The 15,658-nt window shown below is 36.4% G+C and carries 20 protein-coding genes and 1 tRNA gene; 12 read left to right on the top strand and 9 right to left on the bottom strand.

Annotated features, from left to right (window positions below; all coding sequences use genetic code 11):
- The first annotated feature begins 143 nt into the window (after nt 1-143).
- Nucleotides 144-344 carry a cytoplasmic protein gene (locus tag AC27JP_RS08425; RefSeq protein WP_487113977.1) on the top strand — a complete coding sequence of 67 codons (201 nt, stop codon included), beginning with the start codon at nt 144-146 and terminating at the stop codon, nt 342-344.
- 48 nt (nt 345-392) lie between these two features.
- Here AC27JP_RS08425 and AC27JP_RS08420 read toward each other — a convergent pair whose 3' ends face one another.
- From AC27JP_RS08420 to AC27JP_RS08395, 6 genes are all read right to left on the bottom strand, one after another.
- On the bottom strand, nt 393-725 hold the full coding sequence (locus AC27JP_RS08420; RefSeq protein ID WP_487113975.1) for a TusE/DsrC/DsvC family sulfur relay protein: 333 nt from the start codon (nt 723-725) through the stop codon (nt 393-395).
- A complete protein-coding gene (locus tag AC27JP_RS08415) occupies nt 722-1,018 on the bottom strand; it encodes a DsrH/TusB family sulfur relay protein (RefSeq protein ID WP_487113973.1) in 297 nt (98 codons plus the stop codon). The genes AC27JP_RS08420 and AC27JP_RS08415 overlap by 4 nt, the downstream gene beginning before the upstream one ends.
- A gap of 7 nt (nt 1,019-1,025) precedes the next feature.
- Nucleotides 1,026-1,403, bottom strand: a complete 378-nt coding sequence (tusC, locus tag AC27JP_RS08410) for a sulfurtransferase complex subunit TusC (RefSeq protein ID WP_487113971.1) — start codon at nt 1,401-1,403, stop codon at nt 1,026-1,028.
- Nucleotides 1,403-1,780 carry a sulfurtransferase complex subunit TusD gene (tusD, locus tag AC27JP_RS08405; RefSeq protein WP_487113969.1) on the bottom strand — a complete coding sequence of 126 codons (378 nt, stop codon included), beginning with the start codon at nt 1,778-1,780 and terminating at the stop codon, nt 1,403-1,405. The genes tusC and tusD overlap by 1 nt, the downstream gene beginning before the upstream one ends.
- Before the next feature lie 124 nt (nt 1,781-1,904).
- The gene (locus AC27JP_RS08400; protein ID WP_487113967.1) at nt 1,905-2,570 is read right to left on the bottom strand and encodes a Bax inhibitor-1/YccA family protein; all 666 of its coding nucleotides are present in this window, start codon (nt 2,568-2,570) and stop codon (nt 1,905-1,907) included.
- 161 nt (nt 2,571-2,731) lie between these two features.
- Complete coding sequence (locus tag AC27JP_RS08395) at nt 2,732-3,328, bottom strand: DNA-3-methyladenine glycosylase I (protein ID WP_487113965.1); 597 nt, start codon at nt 3,326-3,328, stop codon at nt 2,732-2,734.
- Nucleotides 3,329-3,490: 162 nt separating this feature from the next.
- On the opposite strand from AC27JP_RS08395, the gene AC27JP_RS08390 reads away from it, so the two are divergent.
- The 9 genes from AC27JP_RS08390 to AC27JP_RS08350 all read left to right on the top strand — a co-directional run bounded on the left by AC27JP_RS08390 (nt 3,491) and on the right by AC27JP_RS08350 (nt 10,522).
- Nucleotides 3,491-3,581: transfer RNA gene (locus AC27JP_RS08390), tRNA-Ser, on the top strand.
- A gap of 1,128 nt (nt 3,582-4,709) precedes the next feature.
- Nucleotides 4,710-5,087, top strand: a complete 378-nt coding sequence (locus AC27JP_RS08385) for a hypothetical protein (RefSeq protein WP_487113963.1) — start codon at nt 4,710-4,712, stop codon at nt 5,085-5,087.
- 1,029 nt (nt 5,088-6,116) lie between these two features.
- The gene (locus AC27JP_RS08380) at nt 6,117-6,512 is read left to right on the top strand and encodes a hypothetical protein (protein ID WP_487113961.1); all 396 of its coding nucleotides are present in this window, start codon (nt 6,117-6,119) and stop codon (nt 6,510-6,512) included.
- 113 nt (nt 6,513-6,625) lie between these two features.
- Nucleotides 6,626-6,880 (top strand): hypothetical protein, encoded by a 255-nt coding sequence (locus tag AC27JP_RS08375; protein ID WP_487113959.1) that lies wholly within the window; start codon nt 6,626-6,628, stop codon nt 6,878-6,880.
- Nucleotides 6,881-7,002: 122 nt separating this feature from the next.
- Nucleotides 7,003-7,392, top strand: a complete 390-nt coding sequence (locus AC27JP_RS08370) for a hypothetical protein (protein ID WP_487113957.1) — start codon at nt 7,003-7,005, stop codon at nt 7,390-7,392.
- 102 nt (nt 7,393-7,494) lie between these two features.
- Nucleotides 7,495-8,013, top strand: coding sequence for a GNAT family N-acetyltransferase (locus tag AC27JP_RS08365; protein ID WP_487113955.1), 519 nt, complete (start codon nt 7,495-7,497; stop codon nt 8,011-8,013).
- 45 nt (nt 8,014-8,058) lie between these two features.
- Nucleotides 8,059-8,562: a GNAT family N-acetyltransferase gene (locus tag AC27JP_RS08360; protein ID WP_487113953.1), complete on the top strand. Its 504-nt coding sequence runs from the start codon at nt 8,059-8,061 to the stop codon at nt 8,560-8,562.
- A 119-nt stretch (nt 8,563-8,681) separates the two neighbouring features.
- The gene (locus AC27JP_RS08355) at nt 8,682-9,089 is read left to right on the top strand and encodes a hypothetical protein (RefSeq protein ID WP_487113952.1); all 408 of its coding nucleotides are present in this window, start codon (nt 8,682-8,684) and stop codon (nt 9,087-9,089) included.
- Nucleotides 9,090-9,631: 542 nt separating this feature from the next.
- The gene (locus AC27JP_RS08350) at nt 9,632-10,522 is read left to right on the top strand and encodes a hypothetical protein (RefSeq protein ID WP_487113950.1); all 891 of its coding nucleotides are present in this window, start codon (nt 9,632-9,634) and stop codon (nt 10,520-10,522) included.
- A gap of 303 nt (nt 10,523-10,825) precedes the next feature.
- Here the strand turns inward: AC27JP_RS08350 and AC27JP_RS08345 are convergent, their stop codons facing one another.
- Entirely contained in the window at nt 10,826-12,046 is a 1,221-nt protein-coding gene (locus tag AC27JP_RS08345; RefSeq protein WP_487113948.1) for a hypothetical protein, read from the bottom strand.
- A 114-nt stretch (nt 12,047-12,160) separates the two neighbouring features.
- On the opposite strand from AC27JP_RS08345, the gene AC27JP_RS08340 reads away from it, so the two are divergent.
- Entirely contained in the window at nt 12,161-12,358 is a 198-nt protein-coding gene (locus AC27JP_RS08340; protein ID WP_487113946.1) for a helix-turn-helix transcriptional regulator, read from the top strand.
- Entirely contained in the window at nt 12,355-13,845 is a 1,491-nt protein-coding gene (locus AC27JP_RS08335) for a YfjI family protein (protein ID WP_487113944.1), read from the top strand. Before AC27JP_RS08340 ends, AC27JP_RS08335 begins: the two co-directional genes overlap by 4 nt.
- Before the next feature lie 619 nt (nt 13,846-14,464).
- Here the strand turns inward: AC27JP_RS08335 and AC27JP_RS08330 are convergent.
- Nucleotides 14,465-15,025 (bottom strand): tyrosine-type recombinase/integrase, encoded by a 561-nt coding sequence (locus tag AC27JP_RS08330; RefSeq protein ID WP_487113942.1) that lies wholly within the window; start codon nt 15,023-15,025, stop codon nt 14,465-14,467.
- A gap of 34 nt (nt 15,026-15,059) precedes the next feature.
- Entirely contained in the window at nt 15,060-15,536 is a 477-nt protein-coding gene (radC, locus tag AC27JP_RS08325) for a RadC family protein (RefSeq protein WP_487113940.1), read from the bottom strand.
- Between the last annotated feature and the right edge of the window lie 122 nt (nt 15,537-15,658).

The raw sequence follows: 15,658 nt of genomic DNA, 5'->3' as shown, positions 1-15,658 counted from the left end.
ATAGGTAAGCGTTTTTTTATGCTTTATTTCGTGAAATACTCAAGTTAACTGAATGTTGGCCGATAAATGGGGATGAATAAAGTAGTCGCTGTAATTGAATTTACATCGTTTATTTACAGTGTTTAACGTAGGAAATATCTCTAATGTCAATCGAACTCAACACAAATAACGCCGTGTCAACAAACACTGAAACGGCGCATGCAATAAAAACAGCAAATTTAACTAAGTCACAAACTGAACTAGAAGGTGAAATGGCGTTAAACTTAATCGCCTCTGCCGCGGTTGATAACATGAGTTTACCTGTTGTAGGAAATAGCGGGCAAAATATCAATATTAAAGTTTAGCGGCTATTCGTTCTAGGAAAGCCTAACGTTAAAATATCACTCGAAAAATTAAATACATCTAGCCGGCTTAGGCAAGCCGGCATATTTAGTTGCTTGTTTAGCCGGACCTTCTTTAAAAAGGCGATATAAATAGCGACTGCTGGCTTTTTCTTCGCCAAATTCCGCTTTCATCGCTTTGGTTAACGCGCGAATAGCGGGGGACGTATTGTACGTTAAATAAAAAGTCCTAACAAAACGAATCACTTCCCAGTGAGCCTCAGAAAGTTCGATATCATCGGCATTGGCAAGCAAAACCGCAACATCTTCATTCCAGTCGTTAAAATCAAGTAAGTAGCCTTGCTTGTCAGTGGCTAAAATTTTATTTTTATAGTTAATTGTCATGACCAAGTAATTGAGTTGCTGTGGTTAAAAAGTAATTCGAGTACCTCATTTAAGGTACTTGAAATAAAGGAATTGTTACCACTGCTTTGAGCACGAGCACTGGCATGTAGGCCTATAAAATGCACTTTTAGCGTTGGCTGCTTTGTTAACGCTGTAAGTAGTAAAGGGTGATTCAAATTATAACAGCCGTCATCCATTAGTAATATACTGTCTTGCGGTAAACTCATGCTCAAACATTGCGTTAACGCATTGCTACTAAAGCCTGAACTTCTAATAATGTGTAACATTGCCATAGTAAAACTAAAACCTGTAAATCATGTTGTGTTGATGTAAACGCTGGCTAAACTCTTCCCTTGCTAACACTTGAACATTATCGACATGAAAAGTTTCAGCTAAACCGCGTTCGATTAAGGATTGTTGGCAAACATAAATATTCTCAATGTCATAAAATTCCAAGGCAGAAAATGTTTTCAAATAGTCTTTAATTTCAATAGCTGAGGCATTTTGGTCCCCGATCACCTGAAATACACCGTCACCTAGAAAAAATAATGAAGTGGCTTGTTCATACGAGCCAAATATCAGTGCTGCGTCTAATGCTTCTTTACCAATAGCTGTAGAAAAGGGCGCTTGGGTATTCACAATGGCGATGGATTTATCATCTTGTTTTGTTTTTGACATTATAGTTGTACCACGCGCTCGGCTTTACTGGTTAGTTCAACGAGTTCACCTAAACCGGAAACAGTAAAGGCTTTGTCTATATTTGAGTTTTCATTATTACCAAGTTCATCAGTTAACCCGCGCTTTTCTGCGGCAGTAATACATAAATATAATGGCACATTATGTTCGCTGTTAAGTTGCTGCCAATGACTCAATGTTTGATATTCGTCACTGGGTATCGATAAGTGCTTCGTGGCATTTAGTACTCCGTCTTGATAAAAGAAAACACCGACTACCGTGATATTGCGATTAATAGCTGCTTGAACAATATTAATCGCCGTCGCTGTTAAATTACTGTTGGGCGGAGTAGTAACCACCAGAGCCAGAGTGTTTTGCATTATGCCATGATGCCTTACATTATTTAAAAACAGGTAATAAAAAAGCCTCAATATTGAGGCTTTATATTTTATACGTAGAGTATAAACAATTACTAATCACATTTTAATGATTATTCATTGCTAATTAGTCATCGCCACCAAAAACACCTAAAAGATGTAATAAGTGCACGAAGATATTATAAATATTCAAGTATAGTGAAACTGTTGCGCGAATATAGTTTGTTTCACCACCGTGAATGATGCGGCTAGTATCAAATAAGATCAAGCCTGACATGATCATAATAATTGCGGCACTAATAGCTAATGAAAGCGCAGGAATTTGAAAGAAGAAGTTTGCGATCATTGCAATCACGGCAACAATTAAACCTACCATTAAAAAGCCACCCATAAATGAGAAGTCTTTTTTAGTTGTTAAGGCGTAGCCAGAAAGTGCAAAGAAAATTAATGCTGTGCCACCTAGTGCTTGTATAATTAATGACGCGCCATTAGGCATCGCCGCATAATAGTTAAGCATAGGGCCTAAAGATGCACCCATTAATCCAGTGAAGGCAAAAATCCAAAAAATACCACTCGCTTTATCGGCATTTTTATTAACAACAAATAATAAACCGAAAGAAACTAAGGTCATTACTAAGGCTGCCATATGAGACAAGCCCATCGCCATAGAAATACCAGCCGTTACGGCACTAAACGCCAAAGTCATCGAAAGTAACATATAAGTATTTTTCAATACCTTGTTAATTTCAATCGCTGAACTTCTACTAGCATTTAAACTAATATTTGATTGCATAAAATTTCCTCTAAGTATGCTAATTATATTTTTTAGATGTGGGCAAATGCTAAAAGTTCAAGGTTAAACCTAACATTCAACATTTGTTTTCCATTAATAGTGATAATTAATCATAAACCACAACGACATATTATGGCACGCTATTTTTTTAATTGCTATCATTAACCTTGTTGAAATTCATCAATAATTTGTGTGCGTTTGTAACAATCATGACTGTGATCGTTCACCATACCGCAGGCTTGCATATGAGCGTAACATATTGTTGAACCAACAAATTTAAAGCCACGCTTTTTCAAATCTTTGCTCCATGCGTCAGATTCTTTAGATGTAGCAGGGTACTCATCAAGCTTATGCCAATTATTAACAATAGTTTTATGGTTTACAAAGCCCCACATATAATCACTAAAACTGCCGAACTCTTTTTGAATAGCAATAAACAGTTTAGCATTATTAATTGCCGCGTTAATTTTACCTCTGTTGCGAATAATGCCGGTGTTTAGCATGAGCTCCTCAACTTTTTCCTCGGTAAACAAAGCTACTTTTTCAACTTCAAAATTCGCAAACGCTTTTCGGTAACCGTCACGACGCTTTAAAATGGTATACCAACTTAATCCTGCTTGGGCAGATTCAAGCGTTAAATACTCAAATAATTTTTGATCGTCATAAACAGGCACACCCCATTCTTCATCATGATAAGCAACGTAATCAGGTTTGGTTGTATCTAACCAGGGGCAACGACATGGGTTTTCTTCACTCACAAGCATTCCTTAAATATGAAAAACAACTTAATTTGCTCAAATAAATGACAAATTGTTGTTTTTTTTAGCAAACAAACTTTTTTATAGAATAAATCCTTTACAAGAGAATTTCGAGCCTTTAATATTCGCCTCGTTCTGAAGCAGCAATGCTTTTTAACTTCAGGTGAGATGGCTGAGTGGTCGAAAGCACCGGTCTTGAAAACCGGCAAGGGTTTGTAGCCCTTCTAGAGTTCAAATCTCTATCTCACCGCCATATTAAGAAAAGCCCGTTATATCGAAAGATATAACGGGCTTTTTGCTATTTGCAGTATAGAAAATTCTGGGTTTTTAGCACAAAACCTATTTGTAGAGTTCAAATATCTATTTCATCGCCATATTCTAAGAAACCGCAATTTTAACGAGTTGCGTTTTTTTCGTCTGTAGTTTGATAAAAAAAGGGGGGGGTAGCGTAATACCTTTTGTCGAGTTTCAATTTCGATTCTTCGACCACATTCATCAATGGTGTTTAACTCGCTAGCTCACCAAACACTAAATAACCCAATAACCGATAGGTTTGTGTATTTCCTTTGTAATTATTCAGTATTTAATTAAAAGGGAGAAGTGCAGCATTGCATTCGACTACTAAATTCACCTAACTATTACGTTCTGATAATTACAACGCCAATGAACTCTTTGTTATTTGCAATAGTTGATTAAGTTCAGCTTTAGTATTTACTTGTTCTGGGTAATTTTTATAAAAATAAAAATAAAAATTTTGGTACTGTTTATATATACATAAAGGTGCGAGTTTTCGCTTTTCTGTGGAAAGTGGGGATTATGCCCACTTTCTCCAAAGAAAGGGCGCATTAAAAAAGTGTAAACTATTGAGGTTAAAAAGAAAGAACTGTATATTTAAATGAATAATTATACATTTTTAGGAAGAGGCGCTTGGAGAAAGCGAGATTTTTTCCTTCTAATAAGCTGTTATATTTATCTCGAGGTTAGTGCTTAATAATGGATGATGAGTCTAATAATAAAATGAGTTATAAGCAGTCCACATCTCTATGGTGGTCTGTATTTTGGAGAAGCATTTTAATTGGAGTCTTTCCAATAATTTTCATAAATCTGTTACTTGTTAAAGGATTCGGCATTACAGATACATATGCAACTTTGTTAATTAATTTGCTCTGGATTCCAGTCACAATTGGTATTCAATGTAGGGTTATTAACAGCAATAAATTTAATACATTTAGCATTCACGTTTCTAATAAAACTGATAGCTAAAAATAAATATAACAAGCTGTTCAAGCGGGACAAATAACAGTTGGCTGGTTCCGCTTCGCTTCACATTTTAGCCAACTACAATTTGCCCCTTAACAGGGCGTTATGTTGCAAGGAAAGTATGGATATTGGTTCGCGAGATGAGTTAGCATTCTCAATTGGTGAAAAACAGTCTTCGACATTGCAAGTGGTCGATATTTGGCTGAACTCTGTATTAATCACTTACTTTGATAATTCAGCCTACTTACCAACTTTTGTACACTCTCTTGAGCGTGAACTAGAAGATATTGAAAGTGGTTTAATCCATCGTGATTATGTGTTTTTTGATCATGGGCCAACTACGGATGACGTAATAGCTCGTGCTAAATTAATTGGCAATCAAATTTACTTTAATTGCCAATTAGATAACGGTTCAAAAGTGGAAGCGTATTTGCCTATTGCTACCGTTGTCACCACTTACAAAGAGTGCATTAGTTTGTTGAGTGAAAATGCAACATAACAAGCTAATTAATAAGGACAAAAAACAGTTGGCTGTTTTCGTTCCTCAACATTTTAGCCAACAATTTTTTGCCCATTATTAGGGCGTTATTTGGCACCACGAAATCAAGATAAATTTTATTTGTAAAAGCGGTGTTTTAATATAGGTTTGGTGTGTGGTTCATGAGTTTTCGCCATTATCTTTTTGGTGTTAACTAGCGAAGTTCATCCTCATTTGTCCATTGAGGTTGGCAGCGTTCGCTTCAATGGTTTTTGTAGGGTGGCTCAAAATTTACTGTTTAGTGTGTCGTGGTGCTGGGCACTTTGGGTTTCTACGGTCGGGCTGCCAGTTTTGTAAAAGTTCTTGTTATCGTTGGTAGGTTTCCACTACCATCAAATAACAAGGGCATTCAATCGGACAAAAAACAGTTGGCTTTGTTCGTGCCTCACAAATTATAGCCAACTATTTTATGCCGTTTAATAGCGGCGTTATGTTTTTATTGAACTTTTGAGTTTATATCAAATTGTGGAAATTAATTTGTGGGGAATGTACTGGCGATATTTACTTTCAATTTCCATGTCATTGCTTTTTGTTACCGTTTTGAGTGAGCAACTGAATTTATTAAATCTAGTCAATAATTCTGGTTTATTACCTTCAGTTTTTTGGGGAATCATAGCGGTATTTTTTATTACAATTACGTTATTTCAAAATAAAGGTTTGCCTTATGTATTTTTAGGTAGAAGACTAGGTCTACCCAATAAGGTTTGGTGTTGGTTTAACATTATGAATATATCCCTTTTTGTAGCGTTAGTAATAATTGGCTACATAGTTAATCAAATAGCTGACAATGAAATATGGACGTTTTATAAACTATTCGGGCAACCGATCTGTTTAGTGTTTATCCCACTGTTTAACGCCTGGTTTATTACTAAGAGCGTAAAAACATAACAAGCTGTTCAAGCGGGACTGTTAAAGTTTGGCTCGGTTCCGCTTCGCTTCACATATTATCAGCCCCTTAAATGGGCGTTAGGTACTACAACGGATAGGTGAATGAATCCAGACTATACGAAATATACTCTTGTAGAGTTATATGATGTCCAAAATAACATTGATAGTGAGCTTTATCCTGAACGATATGATTTGCTGTTAAATGAAATACAAAAGCGAGAAATAATCCCAGAGAAGGAACCTGAACCTCAGAAACTTGTTAATGAAAAAGATAAAACTTACTTTAAACGTTTTTTAGCATTTCTTTGTATTCCTTTTTTTTCATGGCAATTAATTAATGCATATAAATATGGTGTAATTTACTCCAAAAATGATCATGTTCTGCATCTGAATTCAGAACCTATAGGTTTTTATGTGGTTGTGTTAATTCATGCTAGTTGCCTTGTGATAGCTTTGTGTACTGTATTTAAAGGTTTTGGGGGCAAGAATAGTACCTAACAAGCAAATTAATCAGGACAAATTACAGTTGGCTTTTGCTCCTGCGTCGCTGATTTTAACCAACTATTTTTTTGCCTCTTAATGAGGCGTTACATTTATAGGTGTATACGGATATGTCATTTATTAAACTATTTCTTTTATTGTTAATTATTGGGTTAAGTGGCTGTAGTTCTAAACCTGACAACAGGTTACCTGGTTGCAGTCCAAATAGCCCATTGGCTATCGTATGCCTAGCTTCAGTAGTAGCGACAGCAGTTGATACTGATTCATCTGAAAAATGTTCTGATATGACAGGAGATCAAAGAAAATCTTGTGAAGCGCAAGTAGAATCTTTAAAAAAGCATATCAGTGATGCAAGAAAAAAATAAATATAATAAGCTGCTCAAGCGGGACAAATAACAGTTGGCTGGTTCCGCTTCGCTTCACATTTTCGCCAACTACAATTCGCCTCTTATTGGGGCGTTAGCTGTATCTCAATTATGGAGTTTTTATGACGGATTATGAAATTGTAAATGTTGCACTGACAATCAGTGAGCAAATTGATTTTCTTTGGAATTTTTATGTGACTGCATGTGCTGTATTTTTGGGCTGGTTATTCTCTTCAAAAATTGAGTGGGATGCAGATAAACAGCGTTCAGTTACAATTTTATTTTTTATGTTTGCTGCAGTTAATTTATCAGCCATTTATAATGAGTACTTTTTATTCGAAGTTGCGTTAGAAAGTATCAATAGTAGTTTGACTCATAACGGTGACAGCTTTATAAAAGTGTTCTCAAGCTCACGAGGCATTGGTTCTATAGGAGCTGTGATTGTACACTTGGCAGGTGACTTTTTTATTTATAGCTTAATTAGAAAGTCGTTTATCAGAAAATACAGCTAACAAGCCAACAAGCCAATTAAGTAGGGACTGCTAACAGTTTGCTCGGTTCCGTTTCGCTACACACTTTAGCAAACTATTTTCAGCCCCTTAACAGGGTGTTATATGGCTATCGAGTTTATGAAATTAATATTACCTACAGTTGAATATCAAGATAGTTATATCTCCTATATTAAAGAATTAGGTGATGAGGAACGTTATCCTTTTCCTCTAGATTTTGAATACAAAGATTTTGCTGGTCTTTTAAAAAAATTAGATGGATTCGCTAATGGTTCAAGTGTTCCTGAAAATATGGTTTCAAGTTCAACATTTTGGCTTATTAAAAATAATGAAATTGTAGGGGTGACCAACCTTCGGCATTATTTAAATAAAGAAATAGAGTTTTGTGGTGGGCATATTGGGTTGGGTATTCGCCCATCATTTCGAGGTAAAGGTATTGGTAGTTTTTTAATGGCGGAATCCATTAAAAAACTGAACTCGATAGGTGTAAATATTGTTCATATTCATTGCTATAAAGACAATTTAGCATCTTCTGCAATGATCATTGCTAATGGTGGTAAGTTGATGTCTGAATTTTCAGAGCAAAATAACATTATTCAAAGGTATGTGGTAAGTACCATATAGCAAGCTGTTCAAGTGGGATATAAGCCGTTTCTTAGGGGGGAGCATATGAATCAGATTATAAATATTAGATCGGAAAGTAGTGATGACATTAATGAAATTGAAAATATCATAATTGAAGCTTTCAGAAACCATCCACATAGTAATCAAACTGAGCATAATATTGTCACTAAACTACGTGATAATGATGCTCTTGCGGTATCACTAGTTGCAATAATTAATCATACTATTGTTGGTCATATCGCTTTTTCTAAAGTTAAAATAAATAATGAATTTATTCAATGGTATGGATTAGCGCCTGTTTCAGTGAAGCCCGAATATCAGCATCAAGGTATAGGCTCTAAACTGATACGTTCGGGTTTGGAAGCTATTAAGGCATTAAACGCTAAGGGTTGTGTACTTCTTGGCGAACCTGAGTACTATAATAAATTCGGTTTTAAAGCATTTGACGGTTTAGTTTTCAAAGGTGTACCGCCAGAATATTTTCAAGCATTACGCTTGAGTGGTGAAATGCCACTCGGCAATATTGAGTATCATAGTGCTTTTGCATAAAACGGCAAACAAGGCACTCAAAAGGGCAAATAAAAATTGTTTTTGCTTCTTGGTCGCTTATTTTAACCAACTATATTTGCCTCTTAGAGAGGCCTTATATCACAATAAGGTTTTGTAGCATGAATAAAATTTTATCTCTCATTTTAGTCCTTTTGTTATCTTTTTCAGTAAATGCCAATGAAAGTTTATTTTCTGGAACGTGGGAGCTCATTTCAGGCGAATATATTGACAAAGAAGGTAGTTTAAAGGATTACGGAGCACTTAATCTACGTTCATTAAAAGTAATAACCCAAACACATTTTAGCTTTGTTACTATGTCTGGAGATAAATTTTGGAGCTCTGGAGCGGGAACCTTCACGTATACAAGTAGCGAATATATTGAAGCTCCTTTATTTACATCTTTCAATTCCCCAAAGGGAACAAAATACGTATTTAAATATAAATTCGATGGTGACAAATGGTTTAGTTCTAGATGGGAAGATGGCAAACGAATAGAGTATGAAGTCTGGAAGAAAGTTGCTGATTAGTGATATAACAAGCCATTCAAGCAAAATTTTTAACCGTTAGCTGGTTCCGCTTTCCACACACATTTCAACCAACTAAAATTGCCACTTAACAGAGCGTTTGGTTAGGAAAATAGAAGTAAAGCCTTTGTTAAAATACGAAGAAAAGATTAGGGTACCGATTTGTTGATGGCTTCTGATTTTAGGCTTATTTTTGTTTGTAACCTTTGCAATTAATGCTCGACCCAGAGGGAGTTATAAATTACAACGGAGTTGATAGCAGTGATTTTGACATTAAATTAAATTCCCTTCTTTTACCCTTATATTTATAGTTATTGGCTTAGTGTTGGTTATTATTTCCAAACATCGAATCAATAAATTACTCGTTTTGCAAACACGTATGAAGCCCTTTTTGACAAAGAGAAGAGTACACACATACCTATCAGAACAAAATCATCTAAAAATCATAAGGGCGTCAGGACTTTTACATCAGCTTTGTTAAGGTGACCACTTGTTCCATCACAATTTGATGTTTTAACTCGTTAATTTCAAATTAAGGATAAGTTATGAACCGTATTTCTATTTCAATTGTACTAATATTTTTTACGATAACTTTGAGTGGTAAAAGTTATAGTAAAGATAAACCTTCAACCGAAGTAAATCGCTATTTTGGCGAAAAGCCACCGGGCCTAATACCTAAACTTTTTGATCCTAAAATAGTTTCTCCAGATGGACGTTTTGAAGGCGGTACGTTTTCGCCTGATATGAAGGAGTTTTATTTCACTAGGAAAAATGGCAAATATAAAAAGCGGACATTTTTTGTTATTCGCTATGAAAATATTCGTTGGAGTCAGGAATCTGAGACTGATATAAGGTGGCCGCAATTCTCTATCGACGGCAATATAATGTATTTGGAAAAGGAATATAGGCAACGAATCGGCACAAGTTGGTCAAAACCCAAAGTACTAGGAGAGTTCCTAAAAGAACAGGCACATGGTTTGTCGGTTTCAGCAAATGGAACCTATTATTTTCCATTTTTTAAAAAAGAAGATAACGGACATGGCAATCTTGGCTATTCACGTTTGATAGACGGTAAATATGAAAAGCCAGTAAAATTGGGTACTGAGATTAATCAAGGAAAATACATTGCTCACCCCTATATCGCACCAGATGAATCTTATTTAATTTGGGATGTAGTACGAGAAGACGGTTACGGACAAACAGATATCTATATCAGTTTTAGGCGCAAAGATGGCTCTTGGTTACCCGCAATGAATATGGGCTCAAAAATAAACACTGAACTTCAGGAAAGCTCTCCACATGTGACACATGACGGCAAATACTTATTTTTTACTAGGGGAGAATGGAAGGTCAAAGAAGATGGAAGTCGCAATTACGTAGGAAAAAGATATTGGGTGGACGCTCAGGTGATTGAAAATCTCAGATCTAAACAATAAATTGTACTTAAAAAGCGGTTTCTTGTTGGACATTACCTTTATTTACGCAAACTTAACCTAAATATATCCATAAAGGTTAGACAGCAAAAAGCCCAGCTAATACTGGGCTTTTTGCAATATATGGTCGGAGTAGCAAGATTCGAATTACCCCTTGTGAGCCACTATAATTAAGGAGTCCCTTATGAAACCACTTAATATTGTTACCTCTATTGTTACCATGTGTTCAGGCTCTCTCTGGTCTTGAGTGGACCATCAAAAAAAATAAAAATATATTTTTAATATATATCAGGAAAACGCATTAATTTACCCCTTGTTTTTCTTGATGTCGTATGGAGAGTGAAACTTTGCATCCCGAATGCATAGTTCTGTGAGCTCAATGTCAGCGTATAATTCTCTAATTACAATATCTTTAGTTGGCCCTAAGCCGCTAAAACCATCACTGTTATATCGAGAATAATACATCTCAAATAATTCTTTTGGTTTGCTGTCAAATAGCTTTTCAATTTCCTCTCTAGCACTACTGTCGTTTTCCTTCATTGCATCCCAAATTAACAGTCCAACAGCTCTGCGTATATTACCTTTTACGTTGCTCCAGCTTTTGTTTATCTGTTTTCCTGAAATTTTCACTTCTTCATTCAGGCTTGTGATGCTCTTCTTTTGTGCCTTTGAAGCCTCTTTAATATCTCTTGAGTATTCGCCTTCTGGGTAAGGCAGGAGTGATACAGGTAATTTATTTTCATATTGCTTAAATGCCGCCATTTGTATTTTGATGATATTTGCAGCATATGAAATAGTACATTTTTTTCTTTCAATAAAAAATGCAACCTTATGATTCTTCATATTACCTAGTATTATTTGGGAGGGGGCATCCCATGCCTCTTTAAGTTTTTGCTTAACATGACTTATTTTATCATCTTCATTTACGTAAAAAGCAACATCCCAATCGATTTTTATATTTGAATCCAAGCCTTTAGCGGAAACCTCAATACCTTGTATTGCATCCTCTTTTTTGGGTAATAGAAATAAAGGTTCATCAAACTTAAATTCACTATTTAACAGCTCATCCAGTAACTCACTCATTATGCTTGGTGTGCGACATAGCTCTAGAATAAACACCCCGTGCTCATATGACATTTCATGAAGCTTTCTTATGGTGCGCTCCTCGCTAGGTGTGAGTAACTTTAAAATTCTCTGATAATTGCAGAGGTCTTCTTCAAAGCGAATATCAATAAAACCATCGTTTACAAAAGAGCGGTGCCAAGCATAAATTAGCAGATACATATTAACTTTAAACTCTTCTGAGCTTTCTGCTAGGACGCTTTCTCTCGCAAAGAACTTAGCATATATTCGGTCAACAGAGTCTAGCAACGAGTTTACATCAGCAATTCGAAACTTATGAACATACCTACTCGCATACTCACATTCCCAAAACAATCTGCTGTTAAGTTTACTCTTAGCCCTCATGAGCTCATCGACTTCTTTAGTATTTAGCTTTGATTTGATTGGTGTTTCTTGTTTTTTCAACTTATTTCCCATTTGCTTTTTAAGGCTTTGCTTTCGGGTTAGTGATTAACTAATAACGTCCTCAGCAAGACAGCGAAGACCGAAATAGAGTTTTAGATAAATAAGGAATAAATCATGAAAATTATAAGATTACCAGAAGTTTTACGTATGACTGGAAAGTCCAAGTCATCACAATACGCAATGCTAAATCCAGAATCTCCGACATATGACCCGACATTCCCAAAGTCAATAAGTATCGGCCTCAGGGCAAAAGGCTGGCTTGAGCAAGAAGTTATAGACTGGGTACAACTTAAAATGGATGCAAGAACATGATGTACTTTAGAGAGTTTTGTATACCTAGTTTCGGAGAGCCGCTAAGTCCTCCAGAGAATTGCCCTTTAACAAGAAAGCTTGCTCAAACAGTGAGCGAAAAGACGAAAGCACCAATTGAGCTTGGTTTAACGTCGATTTTATCAACATACTCAACATTATTACAAAGCATTATAGATGTAGAGAGGCCCGAGGTGGGAGTTGGGCCTGTATCCCTTTACATACTCGGAATTGCTCATTCAGGAGAGCGAAAGACAGCCATCAGTAATTATCTGATGCATACCATCCTAAAGTACCAAGAGGAGGAGGTACTGCGCTATGAATTAAATCTTGAAATATTTGAGCTTGAAATCACTGAGCATGAGCTAGAGGTAGTTTCGATAAAAAAAGAAATCTTAAAATCAACAAAAGCAAAAAAACCTACAGATGAACTTAAGGCTGAATTTAAAAGGTTATTAGAGTCAAAGCCTAAGCCGCCTAAAACACCTCAGTTTATATTAGAGGATACCTCTCCAGAAGCCTTTATTAAACATTTACATAAAGGCGAGGGGTACGCTTCGTTGTTATCCAGTGAGGGCGGAACAATTGTGAACGGTAGAGGTTTTCAAAATTTAGTGATGCTCAACAAGGCGTGGGACGGAGACATACTCACCGTTAACAGGGTAAAAGGGGAAAGTTTTACTATAAATCAACCTAGAGTTGCCATCTCTCTTATGGTGCAACCAAAGGCAATAAGCAAGTTCATACAAAAAAGAGGGGATGAATCAAAAGGGGTAGGCCTTTTGGCGCGATTCATAACTTGCTGCCCTGAATCTACACAAGGGAGTAGATTTATCCTTAAAGGAACAAAAATAGATGAGTCTGGCTATCAAGAATACTTGAGCAGAATTAATGAAATTTTAATGAAGTTAAAAGAGCGCAAAGAAGGCGACATAAAGAAAAGGACGGTTATGAGGTTTGATGGCGAAGCATCTGACTTGTGGATTTGGATATTCAACAATATCGAAGAGCAGTTATTGCAGGGAGGACGCTTTCATTTTGCACAGGACCATGGCTCTAAGCTAGCTGAAAACATAGCCAGAATAGCTGCATTGCTGACCTATATTGAACTAGGTGAAGGTAGCCTTATTACTGCAGGTATTTTGCGAGATGCAGCAAGGTTTGCCTTTTATTTTTCAGACGCATCCTTGAGGGTGTTTAACTTCTTGCCTGATGAGCAGTTAGCCTATAACGCTCTTTATGAATGGCTTCATACCGCAAGCGAGGGTGGTATGCGTTATGTTCGCAAAAATAAAATCCTTCAAAGTGGCCCTGTGCTCCTTAGGGATAAATCTCTTCTAAATAATTCCCTTAACAGGATGATACACGAAGGGCTGGTTAGTGTTCTAGTGTCAGACAAGGGAATGCATATCGTTGATTTAAGGCCGAAACTTGCTCCTGATGAGGAACGCTTGAATGAAGATATGATAATAAGGTCGAGTACCTATTAACCAAGTAATGGCTAAACGCAGATTTAAAGTTGGGCTATTTTAGATATTTGTATCTGAAATAGCTTACTTTCGTTGGTAGTGGTGGTTTAATTGCAAATTTTCGCCAGCACCCTAAATTCGTTTTTTATTGGATAATATATCTTTGAAATGAAATTCAACTCTTTTCGAAAAAGGAATGGTTTATATACGCAACATCGCTACTCTTTTTTCTTTATAACACCGTTTTGACTGCCTCAAGAAAAAAATAATTGAACATCCTTGTTATATAAGGTTTTGCAAGGTCCCATAATATTAAATTGAGACTCATACCTTGCTTTTGTGATTTCTGTCTTGTTGATTGTGTTGGTTAGGTGTTAATGAAAAAATAAAATAAAATAAAATAATGATAGTGGTAGATAGGTTATTTACTCAGTCTCATTAATGTAGACTTTAAGAGTCTACAGGATGATTTAATCTTTATAGGTTTTAGGGAAGGGCAATGCTGCTTCATTGCATGAAGCGCTATTAAAGGCTTTTTGCCCCCAAACCCCCATTTAAGAAATCATTGGGTAGTTCATATATATAAGTATAAATATGTAAAAAAACTTAAGGAGGCCTCTCCCTCCTTAAGTAGTGGTGATTAAATTTCAAGCTCAACAAAATCCTTGTCAATAACATCTTGGGTTATTCCGATGTATCTCAAAGTGACGCCTTCTGATGAGTGCCTGAGCATCTTCATTACGCGAGCTATATCGTTGGTTTTCTTGTATAGGTGAAATCCACGAGACTTGCGCATAGAGTGAGTGCCTAGCCTTATCCCTAACTCCTCACCGACAAGCATAAAGGCCTTAGTGACAGACCTCCTATTTAGTGGTTTTGGTTCTTGGTTGATGGATTGCTGATTCCTGTGTGATTGAAAGAGGTATACGTGGTTTTGATGCCTTAATTGTATGTCGTTAATTAGCATTTGAGCTTTGCTGTTTAGCTTTATCTCGGCTCTTTTGCCTGTCTTTCCTTCGAATATAATTAGCCGCCCCTCTTTGATGTCGGTAAATTTAATAGAGAGCAGGTCAGATATTCGCAATGCTAGGTTTAGCCCTATATTCCAAATGTCTGACATTTGCTTTGAGCACCTCACCTCTAAGAGGTGACTTATTAATCTCACTTTGTCTAGGTCTTTTATTGCCTCTACTTCGGCCATAATGAGCCTCCTTAGGTATGTTTTTGGGTTGCGTTCAGAGTAAGCCAAGCTCTGCCATCGAAGTTGTACCATCACCAACGATGATATGGTCTAGCACCTGAACATCAATTAACGCTAAAGCATCCTTTAATCTATTGGTGATTGCTATATCAGCTTGCGATGGCTTTGTTTCGCCCGAAGGGTGGTTATGAGTAAAAATAACTGCTGCGGCATTATCAGCAAGCACCGCTTTAACAACCTCTCTAGGGTAAACGCTGGCTGAATTTATCGTTCCAAAGAATAATTCTCGGTAATCAATAAGCTTATGCTGGCTATCAAGTAGCATGACTGCAAATACCTCGCGCTCATACTTACCTAATTTGAAACCAAGGAAGTCCTTTGTTGCTTGGCTGCTAGTGTACGGGTTACCTCTAACGTATTTGCATTCAAGTATTTCTGCTGCCTTATCTAATATCTGCTCTGTCGTCATTGGTTTGTGGGTTGCGTATTTTATTGTTTGAGGGGCGCTCATGGCGTGACTCCTGATAATGATTTAAGTATCTATTCCTTTAAGTAATATGGGTTTGATTTTATTTTGAATTTAAATTTTAAGGGCTTGCTCATGCAGGCTAGATGTCACAGGACCTCTGTGGA

This window comes from Colwellia sp. SU-HH01172, from assembly GCF_057553355.1.
Note: the sequence above shows the minus strand (reverse complement) of the source record. Positions and strands in the feature narration are given on the sequence as shown.